20 protein-coding genes are annotated in these 18563 nt (G+C 38.3%); 15 read left to right on the top strand and 5 right to left on the bottom strand.

Annotated features, from left to right (window positions below):
- Positions 1-2: 2 nt before the first annotated feature.
- The 4 genes from AB1K81_RS10395 to AB1K81_RS10380 all read left to right on the top strand — a co-directional run bounded on the left by AB1K81_RS10395 (position 3) and on the right by AB1K81_RS10380 (position 3610).
- On the top strand, positions 3-1439 hold the full coding sequence (locus AB1K81_RS10395; protein WP_412976590.1) for a glycoside hydrolase family 1 protein: 1437 nt from the start codon (positions 3-5) through the stop codon (positions 1437-1439).
- Positions 1440-1475: 36 nt separating this feature from the next.
- Positions 1476-2426 (top strand): Gfo/Idh/MocA family protein, encoded by a 951-nt coding sequence (locus AB1K81_RS10390; RefSeq protein ID WP_412976854.1) that lies wholly within the window; start codon positions 1476-1478, stop codon positions 2424-2426.
- Positions 2427-2547: 121 nt separating this feature from the next.
- On the top strand, positions 2548-2679 hold the full coding sequence (locus tag AB1K81_RS10385; protein ID WP_412976589.1) for a hypothetical protein: 132 nt from the start codon (positions 2548-2550) through the stop codon (positions 2677-2679).
- Positions 2680-2992: 313 nt separating this feature from the next.
- Positions 2993-3610, top strand: a complete 618-nt coding sequence (locus AB1K81_RS10380; RefSeq protein WP_412976588.1) for a DUF1062 domain-containing protein — start codon at positions 2993-2995, stop codon at positions 3608-3610.
- A gap of 92 nt (positions 3611-3702) precedes the next feature.
- Here the strand turns inward: AB1K81_RS10380 and AB1K81_RS10375 are convergent, their stop codons facing one another.
- Positions 3703-4122 (bottom strand): DoxX family protein, encoded by a 420-nt coding sequence (locus AB1K81_RS10375; RefSeq protein WP_412976587.1) that lies wholly within the window; start codon positions 4120-4122, stop codon positions 3703-3705.
- Positions 4123-4258: 136 nt separating this feature from the next.
- Between AB1K81_RS10375 and AB1K81_RS10370 the strand changes: the two genes are divergently transcribed.
- On the top strand, positions 4259-5230 hold the full coding sequence (locus tag AB1K81_RS10370) for a helix-turn-helix transcriptional regulator (RefSeq protein ID WP_412976586.1): 972 nt from the start codon (positions 4259-4261) through the stop codon (positions 5228-5230).
- Between the two features lie 200 nt (positions 5231-5430).
- Here AB1K81_RS10370 and uvrA read toward each other — a convergent pair whose 3' ends face one another.
- Positions 5431-7854, bottom strand: a complete 2424-nt coding sequence (uvrA, locus tag AB1K81_RS10365) for an excinuclease ABC subunit UvrA (protein ID WP_412976585.1) — start codon at positions 7852-7854, stop codon at positions 5431-5433.
- 213 nt (positions 7855-8067) lie between these two features.
- Between uvrA and AB1K81_RS10360 the strand changes: the two genes are divergently transcribed.
- Positions 8068-8826, top strand: a complete 759-nt coding sequence (locus tag AB1K81_RS10360; RefSeq protein WP_412976584.1) for a MerR family transcriptional regulator — start codon at positions 8068-8070, stop codon at positions 8824-8826.
- A gap of 40 nt (positions 8827-8866) precedes the next feature.
- Here the strand turns inward: AB1K81_RS10360 and AB1K81_RS10355 are convergent, their stop codons facing one another.
- Both AB1K81_RS10355 and AB1K81_RS10350 read right to left on the bottom strand, forming a co-directional pair.
- Entirely contained in the window at positions 8867-9622 is a 756-nt protein-coding gene (locus tag AB1K81_RS10355) for a MerR family transcriptional regulator (RefSeq protein WP_412976583.1), read from the bottom strand.
- An 18-nt stretch (positions 9623-9640) separates the two neighbouring features.
- Positions 9641-10465 (bottom strand): VOC family protein, encoded by an 825-nt coding sequence (locus AB1K81_RS10350; protein WP_412976582.1) that lies wholly within the window; start codon positions 10463-10465, stop codon positions 9641-9643.
- A 188-nt stretch (positions 10466-10653) separates the two neighbouring features.
- On the opposite strand from AB1K81_RS10350, the gene AB1K81_RS10345 reads away from it, so the two are divergent.
- The 5 genes from AB1K81_RS10345 to AB1K81_RS10325 all read left to right on the top strand — a co-directional run bounded on the left by AB1K81_RS10345 (position 10654) and on the right by AB1K81_RS10325 (position 14579).
- Entirely contained in the window at positions 10654-11157 is a 504-nt protein-coding gene (locus AB1K81_RS10345) for a DinB family protein (RefSeq protein WP_412976581.1), read from the top strand.
- A 180-nt stretch (positions 11158-11337) separates the two neighbouring features.
- A complete protein-coding gene (locus AB1K81_RS10340) occupies positions 11338-12195 on the top strand; it encodes a hypothetical protein (RefSeq protein WP_412976580.1) in 858 nt (285 codons plus the stop codon).
- A gap of 521 nt (positions 12196-12716) precedes the next feature.
- A complete protein-coding gene (locus AB1K81_RS10335; RefSeq protein WP_412976579.1) occupies positions 12717-13226 on the top strand; it encodes a DinB family protein in 510 nt (169 codons plus the stop codon).
- 302 nt (positions 13227-13528) lie between these two features.
- On the top strand, positions 13529-13813 hold the full coding sequence (locus tag AB1K81_RS10330) for a hypothetical protein (RefSeq protein ID WP_412976578.1): 285 nt from the start codon (positions 13529-13531) through the stop codon (positions 13811-13813).
- Between the two features lie 187 nt (positions 13814-14000).
- A complete protein-coding gene (locus AB1K81_RS10325) occupies positions 14001-14579 on the top strand; it encodes a hypothetical protein (RefSeq protein ID WP_412976577.1) in 579 nt (192 codons plus the stop codon).
- Positions 14580-14820: 241 nt separating this feature from the next.
- On the opposite strand, the gene AB1K81_RS10320 is transcribed toward AB1K81_RS10325, so the two are convergent.
- Positions 14821-15669 carry an MBL fold metallo-hydrolase gene (locus AB1K81_RS10320; protein ID WP_412976576.1) on the bottom strand — a complete coding sequence of 283 codons (849 nt, stop codon included), beginning with the start codon at positions 15667-15669 and terminating at the stop codon, positions 14821-14823.
- 261 nt (positions 15670-15930) lie between these two features.
- On the opposite strand from AB1K81_RS10320, the gene AB1K81_RS10315 reads away from it, so the two are divergent.
- The 4 genes from AB1K81_RS10315 (at position 15931) to AB1K81_RS10300 (ending at position 18432) form a co-directional block, all read left to right on the top strand.
- Complete coding sequence (locus AB1K81_RS10315; protein ID WP_412976575.1) at positions 15931-16410, top strand: immunoglobulin-like domain-containing protein; 480 nt, start codon at positions 15931-15933, stop codon at positions 16408-16410.
- 43 nt (positions 16411-16453) lie between these two features.
- Complete coding sequence (locus tag AB1K81_RS10310; RefSeq protein ID WP_412976574.1) at positions 16454-17002, top strand: hypothetical protein; 549 nt, start codon at positions 16454-16456, stop codon at positions 17000-17002.
- A 64-nt stretch (positions 17003-17066) separates the two neighbouring features.
- On the top strand, positions 17067-17939 hold the full coding sequence (locus tag AB1K81_RS10305; protein WP_412976573.1) for an aminoglycoside phosphotransferase family protein: 873 nt from the start codon (positions 17067-17069) through the stop codon (positions 17937-17939).
- 64 nt (positions 17940-18003) lie between these two features.
- Entirely contained in the window at positions 18004-18432 is a 429-nt protein-coding gene (locus AB1K81_RS10300) for a GNAT family N-acetyltransferase (RefSeq protein ID WP_412976572.1), read from the top strand.
- The last annotated feature ends 131 nt before the right edge of the window (positions 18433-18563 follow it).

The raw sequence follows: 18563 nt of genomic DNA, 5'->3' as shown, positions 1-18563 counted from the left end.
AGATGATACATAAAGATTTAAAACCATTTCCTAGTAATTTCTTGTGGGGATCTGCTTCTGCAGCTTACCAAATAGAAGGGGCGTGGGATGAGGATGGAAAAGGGCCTTCTAACTGGGACCAATTTGTCCGAATTCCTGGTAAAACCTTCAAAGGTACGACTGGTGATACGGCGGTTGATCATTACCATCGTTATAAAGAGGATATTCAATTGATGGCAGAGATGGGCTTAAAAGCATATCGTTTCTCTGTCGCATGGACCCGTATCTTTCCTAAAGGGAAAGGGGAAGTAAATGCAAAAGGTATCGAATTTTATAGTAATGTCATCGATGAATTAATGAAACATAATATCGAACCGATTTTAACGATATATCATTGGGATTTACCACAAGCACTCCAAGATGAATATGGTGGTTGGGAGTCTCGGGAGATTATTCGGGATTTTACCAACTATGCGGTTACGTTGTATAAGCATTTTGGTGACCGGGTGAAACATTGGGTGAGCTTGAATGAGCAAAATATCTTTGTTGGCTTTGGATACAGAAACGCCCTTCATCCTCCTGGTGTAAAGGACGAGAAGCTTTTCCATCAAGTTAATCATCATGCTAATCTTGCAAATGCAAGTGCCATTAAGGAATTCCGTAAGTATGTACCAGACGGAAAGATTGGTCCAAGCTTCGCCTACTCTCCTTCGTATGCAGCATCTGCTAAGCCAGAGGATATCCTTGCCGCAGAAAATGCGGAAGAGTTAAATGCGCATTGGTGGATGGATGTCTATGCGTGGGGATCGTACCCTCAAGTCGCTTGGGATTATTTAGAAGCGAAAGGCTTGACGCCAACCATTGAAGAAGGTGACCTTGAACTGCTAAAAGAAGGTAAACCAGATTTTATGGGATTAAATTATTACCAAACGACTACCTTTGAGAAGAATCCGTTAGACGGAGTGTCTGAAGGGAAAATGAATACATCCGGAAAGAAAGGCTCTACAGAGGATAGTGGAGTACCTGGGCTTTTTAAAACGGTGAAAAATGAAAACCTAGAGCGGACAAATTGGGATTGGAACATCGACCCAACCGGACTTCGTATTGCCCTTCGCCGCATGACGAATCGATACAAATTACCAGTTCTCATCAGTGAAAATGGCTTAGGAGAATACGATAAGCTTGAGGAAGGCGATGTCGTGAATGATGATTATCGTATTGATTATCTTAAAGTTCATTTGAAGGCGGTACAAGAGGCCATTAGTGATGGGGTAAATGTTGTAGGTTATTGTACTTGGTCATTCACAGACCTACTAAGCTGGTTAAATGGCTTCCAAAAACGGTACGGCTTTGTTTATGTGAATCAACACGAAGAAGGGGAACATGACCTTCGCCGTATTAAGAAGAAGAGTTTTTATTGGTATAAAGATGTTATTGAGGCTAATGGAAACAATTTATAAAGAAAAGAAAAGCCTTTATGAAGTGAGGTGTTTGTTATCAACCAGCCAAGAATCGCGATGATTGGACTTGGATCCATTGCACAAAAAGCGTATCTCCCTATTTTAACGAAGGAAACAAATTGGCAGTTTGTTGGCGCTTTTTCGCCGAATGCGGAGAAAAGACAGCGGATATGCAGGCAATACCGTATCCAAGACTTTTCTAGCATACCCGCATTAATAGAAGCGAGTGATGCGGTATTTGTCCATAGCTCAACAGAATCCCATTTTGAAGTCGTATCCGAGCTTCTGCGAAAGGGAAAGGACGTCTACGTGGATAAGCCACTAGCTGCGACCGTGGAACAAGCGGCGGAGCTAGTAGCGTTAAGTGAAAAGCATGGTAGAAAGCTAATGGTCGGGTTTAATCGCCGTTTTGCCCCGATGTATGTCGCTGCAAAAGAACGGGCTCAGAACCTTATCGCTTTATATTTAGAGAAACATCGTGCAGATGACATTGGCCCTCGTGACTATCGGTTTACGATGCTTGATGATTATATTCATCTTGTTGACTTGATGCGATGGTTCCAAGGAGGAGAAAGTAAGTTGGTGTATCAAAAGATGGAAATCAACTCAGATAAGCAGCTTACGTTTGCCCAGCATGTTTTGGAAGGGGAACAAGGTAATCCATTTACCCTTTCCATGCACCGGAAAGCAGGAACCAACTTAGAGGAATTAAAGCTCCTAACAGACGGGGCACTCATTCGGGTGGAGAACTTGAATGTGATGGAAACAGAACAAGACGGTAAACTAACCATCCAAACCCCCCCATCGTGGGACACCATTTTGAAACAAAAAGGATTTGTTGATGCAGTGGACCATTTCGTCGATTGCATTACACATGATACCCAGCCACAAGTAGATGGAGAAGAAGCACTAAAATCCCAACAGCTAGTGGAACAATTGTTAGCGTGGGACAGGGGGACAGGTTCCTTGTCCCAGCGTTTCGAATAATTAGCCAGTTAGTACAAAAATATCAGCTGAAAAACATAGCTCTTGTTATACACGACCAGAAGCCCTTATAAATATATTTATTCACCAGGCAAATAATATGGGCTAGAAGGGAGGTTCTAACATGGAGTTAAAAGGTGCTGGAAACAAAATTGAAGAAACTGCAGAAGCACTAGTAAGAAAAGGGATCCCAGAAAGAGCTGCCGCCTTTGCCTCGTCAATGGGGTATTTGAGACAGTTAAAAAAGAAAAAGTAAACGGATAAAGCTTGGTGGTATTGACAAAGAATAGAATTATCGTATAATTCTAAATAGGAGAAATGTGGAAGGTGGAATTCGATTTGCCAGCTTACTTGTAATGGTTAAGCAATTAAATAGTGCATTTCTTTTTAAACAGTATTGTTTAACGACGGGAGAAGTGTGCCTATTTTTAGCCATTACGAGGAACGCGGGATAATCTGATGTTTTAAATTCCGAGCGGGATACCTTTATGGTGTTCTGCTTTTTTATATGGGAAATTTTCTCCCTTCAGCTATTATTAGCGTTCCTCTGGAAAAAAGAGGAGCGGATTATGAGTATAAATCAAGTTGTAACATATGAGGTTATTGCGAAGGAAACACCTAATGTCATACGAAATTGTAAAAACTGTAAGAAGAGCACAGAGTATTTTTGTAGTGATAAATTCAGGGTCAATGCCAATCAGAAAATCGTAGATATCTGGCTCATTTACAAATGCGTCCATTGTGAAAATATTTGGAATTACCCTATTCTATCAAGAGTACATGTTAACCGAATTGATCCCATACTACATCAAAAGTATATGAATAATGATCAAGAAACTATTTGGTATCATGCTTTTCAAACAGGCAAATTACGTAAATTATGTGATGATGTGAATAAAGATATAACGTATGAGTTAAGAAAGGAAATGTCTGTTTCGGTTAGCGGAGACGTATGCATTAAAATTTGTTGTAAATATGATGTTGGTCTTAGAATAGATAAGCTACTTGCAGAAATATTAAATGTTTCTAGATCAAAAGTAAGGACAATGGCAAAGGAAGAAATGTTTTTACTAAATCCTTATCTTACGCTGAAAGATAAAGTGGTTGATAATTTACTAATAACGGTCAAAGGCAAAGTGTGTGAAGATGTTGCCTCAACTTTTAGAGACTATGTTGAGAGCATGTAATTTAACGGGGATAGAGGATGAAGGCATTGGATATAATTCCAATGCCTCTTTTTGGCTACTTAGGTCACCTCAGAAATCTAAATGTATCTCCCTTATAACTTGCGGCTCTCAGGACGCAGCGCCCATGAGGCGATATTTAGTGCAGCATATGCAAGAGGAAGAATAACATGAAACCCGTAATCACCATAATCGCTAGCAAACGCATGAGCCAATGCCGCACCAGTCATTAAAAAGAAGAGACCAGCGTGAGCCCATTCTTTCAGTCGAGGAAAGCGTGGCATGAGAATAGCGATGACACCAAGTATTTTCCAAGTCCCAAGAATAGTCGTAATATACAACGGGAAACCAACATCTAGCACTAACTCAATGTTTCCTCCTAATCGCATTAGTTGCCCGATTCCACTCAATGTAATAGATGCTGCTAGTAGTAATGTAACAGTCCAATATGCAATTAATTTTCCTTTTACCTCAATTTTTCCACTTGCGGTTTCCGCACCAATAACTTTACTCATTTTATCACTCCTACTGATAGTTTTTCGGAAAGAAGCTCCCTGTTTTTTGAATTTATCAAATGGTTTGTATTTTCATTTGATACGTATATAATAGTCTTAAATCATGTCAAAAAGTGATACTGTTTAGGGGGTCCCGATGAAGAAAGTTGAGCGGATTAATGTCATTATGCGGTATATCAACAACCGAGCCCAATTTACCATTTCGGAAATTATGCGAGAATTTAACATCTCTCGATCGACCGCTATTCGGGATATTAGAGAAATTGAAGCTATGGGAATGCCCCTTGTCGCTGAGGTAGGAAGGGATGGGGGTTATTTTGTCATGCACAACTCTGTCCTGCCCGAGGTTCGCTTTACCGATAATGAGGTCAAAGCTCTTTTTATTGCTTTTATGGCCACAAGAAATCAACAACTTCCCTATTTAAAGAGTCGTCAGTCGTTAGCGGAAAAATTACTTGGTCTCATCTCAGAAAACCAGCAGGAGACCCTCGTTTTTTTAAATCAGATTTTGCTTTTTGAAGGGACCAATCCTAATAATCCCGATCTACTCGAACTGTCCGATATTCCGCATCCTATGGTAGAAAAACTTTTTCAAAACCTTCTGATGGATAGCTATTTATGGGTTACGATTAAAGAAGAGAATGTCATGAAGACTTATCCAATTTATCTGGTGCACCTTTATCGTGAAAAAAGCGTCTGGCTTATTGAAGGCTTTGACCTAGATGAAGAACAGCGTAGGATAATTCCAGTAGACAATCTCACTGATGTAAAACCATATCCTACGAAAAAAAGAGTTAGTAGGAAAAAGATTTTAGAAAAACTGAGTAAACAGGAGGAAGTGGCCAACCTTGTTGTGGAGCTTGGTCCAAAGGCGATTGCGCAGTACAAAAAATACCATCCTATAAAAGTATCGCTTTCCTATACGAATCCTTACCAAACAACAGCTATTCTAAAAACCTTTATCGCTATAAATAATGAAGAAGAATTAACCGAAATGACAAATTGGGTCCTATTCTTAGGTGGAGATATCAAGGTCAGGGAAGTGCCAGAGGAAGTTTTAGGAGTTTTACAAGAAAGGTTATCGATATATTGGCCACCTAAAGAATAATTTTGAATTTATAGAAATTCTACTTGATGGCGGCGACAGTCCGATGTTCATGCATAGGGTAGCAGATGCACTTGCCAAGGAGTTGCCACATTCGGATCGCTATACGTATCTCCATATGTACTAGCTCCGGTTCTAAGGGATTTTTACAATCAGTAATAAAAGAAAAAGCCTTCGTTTCATTCGAAGGCTTTATCATATCTTTAAATCACAATATACTTCCCAGTAACCGATACTGGATTCTTCTTCAATTCTACAGGCGTTCCTGTAGCAATCACTTCGCCACCTTCTGCTCCACCATTCGGTCCCATATCAATGATATAGTCGCTTGAGGAAATCATCGGAATGTTGTGTTCGACCATGATGACGGTATTTCCAGCGTCTACTAAGCGATTCAGCAATTCATGCAAGTGCGTAATATCCGAAGTGTGAAGTCCACTTGTTGGTTCATCGAGTAAATAGAGTGTATGCCCTTTTTGAGACCCACTTAATTCTTTTGCTAGTTTCAATCGTTGTCCTTCTCCACCAGATAAGGTAGTAAGCTGCTGCCCTAACGTAAGGTATCCTAGTCCAACATCAACAAGAAGATTTAATCTCGTTTGTACTTTCTTCCCAGTTAGTAGCCTTTGTGCATCTTCTACGTTCATCTCTAAAAAGTCCGAAATGGAATTCCCTTCTACCGATACCTCCAGCACTTCCTCTTTAAAACGTTTGCCTTTACATTCTGGACAAGTTACTTGGGTATTCGATAGGAAATGGAGATCGACATCCACTTTCCCCATTCCTTCACAGCGATCACAACGACCTCCTGGTGTATTGAATGAGAAATGTTTGGCTGTAAGACCAAGTACTTTAGCATGCTCCTGATCAGCAAAGACTTTACGTAAATCAGTATAAATATCAATATAAGTAGCCACATTGGACCTTGCCATACGAGCAAGTGGGCTTTGTCCAATATTAATAATCGAGTCGATTTCTTCCATGCCAGAAATAGCTTCACACCCATCTTGATTAGCTAAAACATCAAAGATTAATGTAGACTTTCCTGATCCAGAAACACCGGTTATTGCGGTAAGTGTTTCAAGAGGCAGGTCAACAGAAACGTTCTTTAAATTATGTTTTGTGGCATGTTGGATGGCGATAGTTTTTCCATTTCCTTTCCGTCCTTTGGAAGCTAACGTAATGTCTTTTCCAAGTGTGCGGCCAGTGATGGAGCCTGGGTTGTTAATCAGGTCTGAAGCTGTTCCAACACCGATAATCTCTCCACCAAGTCGTCCAGCACCTGGACCGATATCGATTAAGTGATCCGCTGCTACCATGACTGATTCATCGTGCTCGATAACGAGAACCGTATTTCCGAGGTCTCGTAAACTTTTCATTACGGCAATCAGTCCATCTGTATCACGAGGATGTAACCCGGCGGTCGGCTCATCTAAAATATATAGTACACCAGTGAGCCCAGATCCTAAGATAGAAGCAAGGCGTAATCGTTGTGCCTCTCCTCCTGATAAGGTGATGGCTTGACGGTCTAGTGTTAAATAACCTAAGCCAACTTGTAAAATACGATTGAGTCGTTCATGTAAATCATTTAGAACAGTGGCTAAAATGTCATCTTCCTCATGAGCGAACAGCTCCATCGTATTGGTAACCCAGTTCAACAGTTCATTCAAAGGAAGATGGGATAGCTCTGGCAGGCGTTTTTCATTTACATGAACGGAACGAATTTCTTCTCGAAGTCGTTCGCCATGGCATTCTGGACAAATTCTAGATTCAAAGAAATCAGCAACCTGTGCATTTTCCCCGCTTTCTTTATAGGAACGCCACATTGCACCTAATACGCCAGCAAACTTTCCTTTTGCAACGGTTTTAGGAGGCTTTACGTCCGGGAAGTGACGCGTGAAGCGTTCATCTTCTGCTCCGTAATAAAGGAAATCTAACTCAGCTTCAGTATAGTCTTTGATCGGCTTGTCCGCTGTAATCGATAAGCCATAATGTTCACTTCCGGCAAGAACGACATTCATATTGTATTCTCCCCAGCCACCAGACCAAATACTTACTCCCTCATTATTCAAGGATTTCTCACGATTAAAGAGTCGTTCCATATTAATTTCCTTGGCAACTCCTAACCCGGAACAAGTAGGGCAGGCACCAGAAGGTTTGTTGAAAGAAAAATCAGCGCGGGTAAATCGAACGTGCGTAGTCTGACAGTTTTCACAGACGATTTCTTCTGCGTCAGATCCAGCTGGTAGTAAAGGAAGTGTTTCCCCACAATTGGAGCATGGACGATTTCCTTTTTGTTCAAAGAGTTTTCGTAAGTACGTGTAAAGATCGGTTACCGTTCCAACGGTTGATCTCGGGTTGCGGTTCGTTACATGTTGGTTAATAGCAATAGATGGGGAAAGACCGCTAATTCGCTCTACTTTCGGTCGTTCAAATACATCGGTAGATAGACCACTGGATTCTAAAAATTGTCGATTACATTCTCGTTCCAATATGTCAAACGCAAGCGTCGATTTTCCAGAACCAGATGGTCCAGTAATGACTACGAATTGATTTCGTGGGATGTCTAGGGTGATGTTTTTTAAGTTGTTTTCTTGTGCGCCTTCAATACGTATGGTGTTTAGCATATGGATAGCCTCCTTTATTTTTTAATCTTAAATATAAGGTATTTACCTGTTGTCACTCACACCTTCATCGTACAACATTGATGCAATACCCCTACTTGATAGAAATAGGAATTGTTTCTAAAGGGAGGGAGAGTCAAAAAGGTTATCATGTACTTGAATGTTGTACTTGAAGGATAGTTAAGGGATAATAACGAGATAGGGAGGTTGTTAAGAATGAAGGGAATCGAAGTAGCGAGGCTTTGTCATGTGTCTACTAGTACGTTAAAGCATTATGAAGAGTGGGGACTTGTTCCAGAAGTTCCTCGAGCTAAAAATGGCTACCGGGAATACTCTAAGGTACATGCGGCCTATTTCCAATGTATTGTGAAGATGAACATCGGTTTTGGGATGCAGTTCGTTCGTGAAATCATGCCACTCATCCAAGAAGGGGAATTCATGCCCGTTTTGTGGAAAATAAATCAAGCGCAAACAGAGTTACAGAAAGAAAGACATCAAGCAGAGCAGGTTGTCGCGATGTTAGATGTGGAGGAAGTGGAATGGTTTGAGAGAAGTCGTAAGAAGAAAGAATATTATACAATTGGAGAAGTAGCAGAAATTGCAGGTGTGGCGACCTCTGCCATTCGTCATTGGGAAAATGAAGAGCTTATTACTCCGATGCGCAATCAGGAGAGTGGCTATCGAATGTATTCTCCTCAAGACGTCAGGCGCATTCTTATTATCCGAACCGTGTCTCGGGCAGCTTGGTCATTAGATGTCGTACGAGAGGTGTTATCGGAAACAGAGCATCAACATATTAAACGGGCAAAGGAACTTGCGATTCAGTCCTTAGAATATATTGATCATAAATTGATTGCCCGGATGAAAGCTATCACTGCATTAAATGCGCTATTAGACCTTATATCGCCTGAGGAGGATGTGTGGAGGGAGAATCCTTCGGGGTCGTATGCTTATTATTGTGATGAAAAGAAATAAGTATTACGGAAAAACAACGGCTCCCCGATAAGAGAACCGTTCATTTCACAATCGGTATTAAAAAATCATACCGATCTTCGTCGATATTGGCATATCGTTCAAGCTTATAATCAGCTGGTTCGAATCCGTAGCGGATGACGACTTGAATATATGAGAAACATAGAAAGGCATCATCCGCAAGGCAGTTTTCTAATACGGCAAATAACGTAGGAGGAACGCGTTCCAGTCGGATCGTATCGTCTTCCTCCAAAGCAACATTGCGGTCAACCTCGAAGCCAATTTCTCCGATAATGCTAGTGGACGTGATGGCATCTGTTTTTACATATACATGATCAGAAGCTACTTGCCCATGTAACCGATCCTTTGCCTGACTAAAATATGGCTTGAATGGATGGGCTTTTCGGTCTGTTTCTACTTTTTGCCATACGAGGATTTTTTCCTTTTCCCACTTCGAAAGTAGTAAGGTTTGAGATTTATCTGCTTTTAACCCGCCCACAAATTTTCGAGCTGCAATAATGGCTTCCATTTGCTTATCTAAATCCTTTTTCCATTGTTCAAGTAACGTCTTCTTTTCTAGTTCTGTCGCATCGCCATATCGCTTGATGTCGTTCATAGCTATCCCTGCTTGCCGCAATGAATCTATCATTTTCGCAAGATGAACTTGATCTGGTGTGTATGCCCGATACCCATTTTCTAACCGGGTAGATGGTTTTAATAATCCCTTCTTATCATAAAACCGAAGCTTACTCGGAGGTATCCCGGTCTTATTCGAAAATTCCTGTATCGTAAAATGCATAAGTTCTTCCTCTTCTACTTAATTTTCGATATATGACCAAACGTTAATACGATTATTGTCTGGGTCATAGATATGGAACCCTCCCCAGCCTTTAATTGGGTCCCCGGCAATTTCCGATGGCTTGACTCCATTTTTAATTAATTGGTTATATTCCAAAAAAAATACTTCTGGCCGAATATCATAATAGGTTCTAGCTTTATTATCATTCGGTTTCTCCACCACATCATTCGTCTGTAGAAGCCAAATATGATCCCAAAAGCATTCGTCTAATGCATTTCTATCATAGGCGTCCTCTGTCCGAAGATGTGCATACCCATTGTCGTAATCTACTTCTACGATTTCAAAACCGAGATGTTTTTCATACCACTCAGCAGATTGCTTTGGATCGCGTACATGAATAATCGTGTTCACCGTTCCGAAGCCGACAATACCAGCTGGTGGATATGTTGCTTCATCTTCACCTCTTGGCTCTTCCGCAATAGTTAATTTCGTATCTTCAAAGGCAACTATATCACAATACCGTTGCCCGTTTGGTAATACGTTTATTTCGGTAAAATTTACGTTTCTATCTGCTAAATAATGTAATGTCTTATCCAGGTCATAGGTAACAAAAACAAGCTTCACATTACCTTCTGTTTTTGGAGATTGAAAATGATCATACTCTCCTTCAAACGATTTAATCGTTACAACTCCAGAGCGTGGCATTTTCATAAAAGCCTTTCGTCCAACCCAAGAAGTTATTTTGTCTAAGCACTTCCAGCCTAATAGTTCCTCATACCACTCTACAGCCTTGTCAAAGTGCTCAGGGTCAACCATTATAAATCCCCCATCCCAACGATACATCAAAAACACCCCTTTAAAATTTTATGTACAACTTAAGCATAAAGGTTAAACCTAGTTTAATGTCAACAAATAATTTCAAAATTAATGTCTTCTAGCAAATTTTAAATAATAATCTTTTCTTAATTTTCAAAAATAACTATAATTAGAGCGTGGGAAATTTATGGAAAAGGGAAAGGGAGGAAGAACGTATGAAAAATCTAACACTAGATATGTACGACTACAACGTATGGGCGAATCAGGAGATGATTAACCATTTAAAAGGACTACCAAAGGAGGTTTATCATCATGATGTTCAAAGTGGGTTCTCTTCTATAGCGGAAGTGTTCAGCCATATTTATCTTGTGGAGCAAACCTGGTTTGATATTTTTGAGGGTTTATCTATGGAAGAGGCTATGGCAAAGGCATTTCAATTAAAGGAACAGATGGAAGCTAAAGACATGCGAGAATTGGAAGTGCTTTATGACGATTTATCTAGAAAATACAAATTGTTTTTAGCCAATCAAGAAAATGTTGATGAAGTTATAGTGGTAAATAACCCTTATGCAGGGGAATTGAAAACGTCTATTTCTGAGACTATCCTCCACGTTGTAACACACGGTAATTATCATCGTGGAAATATTGCAACCATGCTAAGGCAACAAGGACATGCATCGGTTATGCAGGATTATGGCTTATATCTATATAGGAGATAAAATTTGAACGATGATTTCGCAGATAGTCCCTTAGGAAATCAACAGGACACTGTACGGGTTTTGATAACTCCGATTTTCCTCCTAACAAGAATACATCAAAACCCGATTGAAAATGTGATATCTTACTCTAAAGTGAGGCATGATAAACCCAAACTGGCTTTCCGGAATGGAGCGTTCTAAATGACGAGTGTCACGTTTTGGACTCATACCGTTTGGTTTATTTTGCTTGGAATTACGACATTGATAGAGTTAGTCATTATTTTTACTAAAGTAACAAACCGAAAAGCTGTCTTTGCTTTCTATCTTACTCTTTGTGGCTTGGCATTTAGTTTTGAAATGATTATCTTATCGGTATTAAAAGCTTATCAATACTACCCAATGATCATTCCCAGTTCTCCGCCTGATGATTCAATCGCTGGAAATCTCTTTTCACAAGCCTCTATTCCAGCTACGGCGTTACTGATTGCTGTTTTAAATCTTCGGTATTACTGGTATTTTATCTTTGCAATCGCCTATGTGGTCATTGAGGAATTGTTTTTAGTTTTGGGTGTTTATGAGCAAAATTGGTATCAATCTTGGATGACGCTTTTGCTTACGATGCTCTTTTTTTGGATAACAAAGCACGCTTATCGCTTATGCTTTAGACGATTAAAGGGGTTTATGTTCTATTTATTTATTTTCCTTGGCTTAGTAGCCTTGCATCAAAACTTAACTGTTTGGGGATTACGCCTTAGCGGTGTTCAGCTATTCAGTGACAGTTTGCTTGCAGATAAGCAGCATAGTCTAGTTGTATTATCGAGCTCCTATATGCTGTTGCTCGGTGTAATCTTCATGCTTTTATATTTTGTAGGAATTCACTGGGGCTGGAAGCTTACAGTGATTGTACTGCTTTATATTGGGCATGGGGTGGCGATGATGTTTGATTTGATTATCTATAAAGAAGGCTGGTTTTGGATCTCGACATCCATTTCGATTTGGAGTATGTACCTCTTTACGTTTTTACTAGACCAATTTTACGCAAGCAGAACCCGAGGTTAGGGTATTTTTCAGCAGTTTCGAGCTGGATTTTAGCGGAAATAGTCCTATATTGGCGCTTTCTGGAGGGATATTAGCACATTATTCATTATATTAGCGGTTTCGATTAACAGCTAGACCTTTCTCTAAAAGGTACTAGAACCTTTAATCAAATTGTTGAATTACATTATAAAGTAAAAAAATGAACACAAGTAAGCTTCAACTAAAGGTACGTTAGCAAGGTGATCAAGTAAAGGTCACCTTTTTCTTAGGTTAAAATTCTGAGAGTGTTTTTGGAATATTATGTTAGTGTTGAGGGGGAGTTATTTTCTAGCGGGGTAGTTTAGAGGAATAAGAAGTGACTTAATCGATTATTATCCGTATTATGCAACTGTATAAATCAGTTGTACAGAGATACTAAAAGTTGTTTAGTTTGCAATTATTTTGCGGTAATGAAATTAATATCAAAAATAAAGGAAATATATTCCTGACAGTCGAATATTAATTTAGAACCATAATTAACTATTTCGATGAGGAGGATTCTTGTGCGTCCACGACCGTTATTTATTGAAAATCCAGAGCATGAAAGGTATGTTAGTCTTGTGCCAGAGGGAGATATTGAAGAAATACTTCGTAATCAACGAACGAAGACCATTACCCTTTTAAGGAGCGTATCAGAGGAGACAGCAAGGAAGGCGTACGCACCAGGGAAATGGACTTTAAAAGAAGTGGTTGGACATATGACCGACTCAGAACGTGTGATGTCATATCGAATGCTTGCCATTGCACGAAATGAAAGTGCACCACTCCCAGCAATGGAACAAGATCAATACGTTTCTGAGGCAAACTTTAACAAATTATCCTGGGAGCAGTTACTAACAGGTTTAGACGCGGTACGTTCCAACACGTTAAGCCTTATTTCAACCATTGATGATGCTGCGTGGGTTCGTAATGGAACTGTAATGAACAGCACCGTTTCAGTAGGTACTATTGCCTATGGCATTGCCGGGCACGAGTTACACCATATGAAAGTGATTAGTGATAAGTACTTATAAGTCTATTTCTATTAATGGAAAAACCTAATTTCTCATTTAACGCTGAAAAATTAGGTTTTTTAATGTGACTTTAGATAAAACAAGAGAAACAATCACTGGCTTAGATGAGTCAGATGCTAAAAAGTACGTTAGTTGAATATGATCAAACGCTTATTGCGATAATGGGGCAGGATGGTGCAAGAGAGATAATTAACTGATGTTCAACAAACGAGACAGATTTCGAAAATTAGATAACTGGACTTTTTAAAATATCTTTGTAGACATATGTTCATCTAAAATAAAACAATAATGGAGGTATAATTATGTGGTTAGGATTGGGATTAATTGCTATAGTAGCAACTATTATAAATCTTTATATGTATGGAACAGGTAAAAATTATAAATTGGCAATGACAATGGGATTATCATTTACAGCTCTAACACTTGTTGCACAATACAGCACGGTGTCCGATTGGGTAAAGGCGGAAGATTGGTCTGCTTTAATAGATGTAGTGCCTACGATGGAAACTGCGTTATGGGTTTTGACGATTATATCGATTTTATTAAATATAACTCCTATACTTTTAGAGCTAAAAAACAAAAAATAATTAACAAACGTGAGCATTCATATCATAAGTTGTCGTTGCCGTTTTGTTGCTAACGCGTGCGTTAATTCAAGAAAGATTAACGCTATTTTTGTAGAACTTATTGTACTAGAGGGGCAGTTTAGTAAAACAGAATAGTTGTCAATTAACTGCTCAAACTATTTCTAAATGTAATTTTAGGATGATGTAAATGAATAAATGTAGTTCTGCTTTACTAATTGCTTTTAGTATTTTCTTTTGTGGATTCCAAGGAACAGTATCTGCAAATACTAATGATAAACCTAAGCCCCTAGAGGAGTTTTTCCACGAACTAGGATATACAACGGCTGAAGAAGCTATAAAAGAATTTGAAGAACATTTCAACCGAGACTTAAAATTACCTCTTAGAATTCCACCTATTACCTTTACTCATTATCTGGGGAGGTTTGAAAATCCTGATGGTGAAATAAACGACACTTTAGAATTGAAGTTCATTAGTGAAAAAGAACCAGAAAATCATTATAAAATTGATGTTCGCCCAATTGAAAATAAAATCAAGGTTCCAGATAAATATGTTCTTAAAAAGGTTAACCTAAAGAACGGTGATGAAGCAATTTATGTTAAGATTAGTGAGATTGGAAATGCATTTGCATTAGTCTTTGAAAGGGATAAATGGCAATACATGTTAAGTATGGATAGAAGAGTTTCGTGTTTGGTCGCCGATGAAGTATTACTTAAAATAGCTAATTCAATTGATTATCCCAGTGAAGAGAAAGTTCCAAATCCGTAACGATTTTCTTATTAAGATAATGGTTACTTTAGCACAACAAAGAGATCGTCCATACGCGGTCTTTTTTACTAACTAGACAGGTTTGTTGAACAAGAGAAGAGTTTTTATATCACATTTGAATAATAAGACGAAGCATTTTTAAGTAAGAAACACCCGTCATTATCGACTAATTAAAAGCCACCTCATTATAAAGTTTAATGAGCTGGCTACTTTTTATAGTTGACCCGTATATTCTATAGTATTATTGTGACTGAATAATATAGTCATTAACAAATGCTTTTATGAAAAATAATTCATTATCATTAGGGTCCCTTTTATTTTCTACCTTAAAGGACTCTATCGCATTTTCTAGTGAGGTGGACTTTACAGCTTGACTTGCTGTTGTTAACTCTTCCCAATATATATTCATTTCATTTAAATCACAGATAGATTCATGACCAAGTAGGAACATTTCCGCATCATATTTTTGAATGTCTTTCATCATAGGCAATAACAAGGATTGCTTGTAATGAAATAATGCATTTGTGGTTGTACCATATGCACAATCACCTAGAAATAGCACTTTTTCATCAGGAATGTAAATGATAGTAGAATCATCTGTATGAGTACTTTTGATTCTTTCAAGTTTGCACACTTTATTTCCTAAATCAATCGTTAGTGCATTTTTAAAGACTACATCTGGAGATCGCAGTTTAAAACTGTCCCTGTTTGGCATATCATTTTGTATAATCTTCATACACATAGGACTCATTTGATTAGTAGTCACATACTTTTGTAGTGAACGATCGTCAAGGGACAAACTTTGCCATTCTTTTATCTTTTCGTTTGTTTGACTATTCACTATAACAGTAGCATCAAATTCATTCATTCCTAAAAAATGATCCCAATGTGCATGGGTAATTACAACATATTTAACTGGTGGAACATTTAGTTTCTCGATTTCTAGTAAAAAGTCCTGAGCGTGCTGAGGAGAATTACCAGAATCTATTAGTAGACTATATCGGTCACCACATACCAGTCCTAATGTCGGTCGTCCTCTATCCTCTTGATTGGACAAATAATAAATAGTATCACTTAATTTATTTAACATGTTATTTTTTCCTCTCTACTAAACTTATTCTATGAAAGAGAAAATCTACATGATTCTAAAGTTATTAAAATAATTTAAGATTTTCTCGAGTCATTTTTTTACCATTGGACTAGTACCTCCTTGTTTCACTTAGGAAAAGTATAGGATAATCTAAAACTATAGATTAAGAAATTTCGGAATATTTATTGTGTTTATTTCGGTTATTTATAGTTCGCAGTTTGAACATTATTTGTAATAAATACCATTCAAAGGGGTGATTGCATGAAGAGATTTTTGTATTCACTATTCTTTATGGGAATATGTTTCATACTATTGTCAGCATGTGATTCAGACAACACTGCCGAAACAAAAGATTGGGAACCGACAAAATATGAAACTGCTAATACATTAGATGGAGTAACCATGAAAGTAAAGAAGGAAACGATATCTTCTACTGGATTAACCGTAATGTTTGAGAATAACTCCGACAAGCGGTGCATTTATAGTGAAGATTTTCTAATGGAAAAGAAAATAGAGGGGAAATGGTATGAGGTACCCCTTATCCCCGGGGCTTCCTACGACTTTGGTGAACCTGGCTATGAGATAGGTTCTTCAAATGTTAGTGAGTGGACAGTCGATTGGGATTGGCTCTATGGAAGTGTGGGTATGGGTGAATACCGTATAGCGAAAAGCATATTGAATGTTAGAGAACCTGGGGACTATGATGTGCATCATTTGAAAGCAGATTTTACAATTGATTAGCTTAATAAATTTATCTGTAATGTAGATTGTGAAAGGTGATCAGATGGGATCGCCTTTTTCTTTTGCTAAAAACTCGATATTATTTTTGGAATATTATGTTATTATTAAAGCTACAGACATTGTCAAAACGGCAGCACCACAGTTGAAACATTATAATATCATTCTACGTCTTAAAACAATAAGGGGGGATATTGGTTTGAAAGGATCCTCTAGGCTTATTTTTTTGATTTTACTTATTTTAGTTGGATGTGGTGGTTTAGAAACAAAAACTATTCCCGATTTTTACGAGAAGAACCTTGGTGATATATCCCAAATAACCATTTTTGATGGAAACACGGGGTATGAAAAAGTCGTTACAGATAAAAGCGTTATAGAGGACTTTTTACGTAATATAGAGGGAATTAAGTTCATTCCAGACGAAAATCAAGAAGCACGAGATGGTTTTAATTATTCTATTACCTTTTTCGAAGGAGCTAAAGAGACCTTCCAATTTTCATTAACGAAAGTAGGCGAACACTATTACCATACAGAACCAAACAGCCATCCTATAGTTGACGATTTTTATGAAAGTCTAGATAGGAAAGGAGAGTAATGTCAAAAAACTTTTTAAGCTATAGAGTAGTAATTATGTTATCTCAAAGGGGGAATTAAAAAACATGGTGAATATTACCGTTGATTTGGTTCAAAGGTTAATAAATGAACAATTTCCAGAATGGTCTATGTTAGAAATAAAACCAGTTCAAAACAGCGGACACGACAACAGAACGTTTCATTTAGGTGAAAGTATGAGTGTAAGATTACCAAGTGGTGAAGGGTATGTTTCTCAAGTGGAGAAAGAACATAAATGGTTGCCGGTGTTATCAAAGCATCTTTCCCTACCAATCTCGAAACCCCTTGCTAAAGGGAAACCTAACCAGGATTATCCATACCCTTGGTCCATATACAAATGGATAGAGGGAGAGACAGTGACTCACGAAAATATAGTAGATACGAATCAATTTGCAAAAGATTTAGGGGGATTTTTAGTAGAGTTGCAGTCTATTGAGGCAAGTGCTGGTCCTTTTGGTGGTTTACATAATTATTATAGAGGGTGCCCATTAACCGAATTTAAATTTCATGAATGGACGTTATCTTCTCTTGATGAACTAGGCGAATTAGTAAATAGGGAAAGGTGTCTTGAAATATGGGATAGGGCAATCTCCACTGAATGGCAGAAAGAACCTGTGTGGATACACGGTGATGTAGCTCCTGGCAATCTTCTAGTAATGAATGGTAGATTATCAGCAGTTATTGACTTTGGAGTAATGGCAGTAGGGGACCCTGCCGCAGATCTTGCCATGGCTTGGACATTTTTTGATGGTAAAAGCAGAGACATTTTTTTGAATACCATTGGACTAGATAAAGATACTGAAGACAGAGCGCGGGGCTGGGCTCTATGGAAGGCACTTACTACCTGTGTATGGGAACCCGAGGGGTCAGAAGCTGTTAGAAAGGCTGAGAAAGTTATAGCCGTACTTGTGAATGAATAATGGTTGAAAAGATATTAGGATTCTAGATATATAAAATATGCTCATCATACTGGGGGTACAATAGATGCGAGATTTAGAGATTAGCACAGAATGGAATCCAGAGGATATCCCATACATTCAACAAAGATTAAGAGAATACAATATAAAGCATCTGTCAGAAAAAGATGTGGACTTCGTTGACGAAAGTTTTTGTTATAAAGTAATGGATGAAGAAGGCAATATTCTTGGTGGTATTTCAGGTAATACCAAAATGCAAAGTCTAATTATCCAGTTTCTTTGGGTTGATGAAAGCATTAGAGGGCAAGGTTTTGGTGGAAAGCTCATAAAAAGGGCAGAGGATTTCGCTATGGAGAAGAAATGCCGATTTATCAAGGTCGATACGTTTAGTTTTCAAGCCCCTGATTTTTATCAAAACTTAGGCTATGAGATTTATGGGATAATAGAAGATTACCCCGAGGGATACAATCATTATTTTTTATTAAAGAGATTGTAGTATAAAGGTAGTGCTAAATCACATAGGGTTTAGTACTACTTTTTTTGTTATCAAATTAATGGTTGTATGGATTATTAGCGGTATTTATAGTGCGAATTGATGTGCGGTTTAGTATGCTAATTCCTCAGAAT

The sequence above is a fragment of the Ornithinibacillus jepli genome, assembly GCF_047228935.1.
In the GTDB taxonomy this organism is placed as follows: Bacteria; Bacillota; Bacilli; order Bacillales; family Amphibacillaceae; genus Ornithinibacillus.
The sequence above is the reverse complement of the archived record's forward strand: the minus strand, read 5'-3'. Positions and strand labels throughout refer to the sequence as shown.

Coding starts and splice junctions, on each gene's coding strand:
- AB1K81_RS10395 (WP_412976590.1), top strand. CDS start 3: ATGATACATAAAGATTTAAAACCATTTCCTAGTAATTTCTTGTGGGGA.
- AB1K81_RS10385 (WP_412976589.1), top strand. CDS start 2,548: ATGGAGTTAAAAGGTGCTGGAAACAAAATTGAAGAAACTGCAGAAGCA.
- AB1K81_RS10380 (WP_412976588.1), top strand. CDS start 2,993: ATGAGTATAAATCAAGTTGTAACATATGAGGTTATTGCGAAGGAAACA.
- AB1K81_RS10375 (WP_412976587.1), bottom strand. CDS start 4,122: ATGAGTAAAGTTATTGGTGCGGAAACCGCAAGTGGAAAAATTGAGGTA.
- AB1K81_RS10370 (WP_412976586.1), top strand. CDS start 4,259: ATGAAGAAAGTTGAGCGGATTAATGTCATTATGCGGTATATCAACAAC.
- uvrA (WP_412976585.1), bottom strand. CDS start 7,854: ATGCTAAACACCATACGTATTGAAGGCGCACAAGAAAACAACTTAAAA.
- AB1K81_RS10360 (WP_412976584.1), top strand. CDS start 8,068: ATGAAGGGAATCGAAGTAGCGAGGCTTTGTCATGTGTCTACTAGTACG.
- AB1K81_RS10355 (WP_412976583.1), bottom strand. CDS start 9,622: ATGCATTTTACGATACAGGAATTTTCGAATAAGACCGGGATACCTCCG.
- AB1K81_RS10350 (WP_412976582.1), bottom strand. CDS start 10,465: ATGTATCGTTGGGATGGGGGATTTATAATGGTTGACCCTGAGCACTTT.
- AB1K81_RS10345 (WP_412976581.1), top strand. CDS start 10,654: ATGAAAAATCTAACACTAGATATGTACGACTACAACGTATGGGCGAAT.
- AB1K81_RS10340 (WP_412976580.1), top strand. CDS start 11,338: ATGACGAGTGTCACGTTTTGGACTCATACCGTTTGGTTTATTTTGCTT.
- AB1K81_RS10330 (WP_412976578.1), top strand. CDS start 13,529: ATGTGGTTAGGATTGGGATTAATTGCTATAGTAGCAACTATTATAAAT.
- AB1K81_RS10325 (WP_412976577.1), top strand. CDS start 14,001: ATGAATAAATGTAGTTCTGCTTTACTAATTGCTTTTAGTATTTTCTTT.
- AB1K81_RS10320 (WP_412976576.1), bottom strand. CDS start 15,669: ATGTTAAATAAATTAAGTGATACTATTTATTATTTGTCCAATCAAGAG.
- AB1K81_RS10315 (WP_412976575.1), top strand. CDS start 15,931: ATGAAGAGATTTTTGTATTCACTATTCTTTATGGGAATATGTTTCATA.
- AB1K81_RS10310 (WP_412976574.1), top strand. CDS start 16,454: ATGGGATCGCCTTTTTCTTTTGCTAAAAACTCGATATTATTTTTGGAA.
- AB1K81_RS10305 (WP_412976573.1), top strand. CDS start 17,067: ATGGTGAATATTACCGTTGATTTGGTTCAAAGGTTAATAAATGAACAA.
- AB1K81_RS10300 (WP_412976572.1), top strand. CDS start 18,004: ATGCGAGATTTAGAGATTAGCACAGAATGGAATCCAGAGGATATCCCA.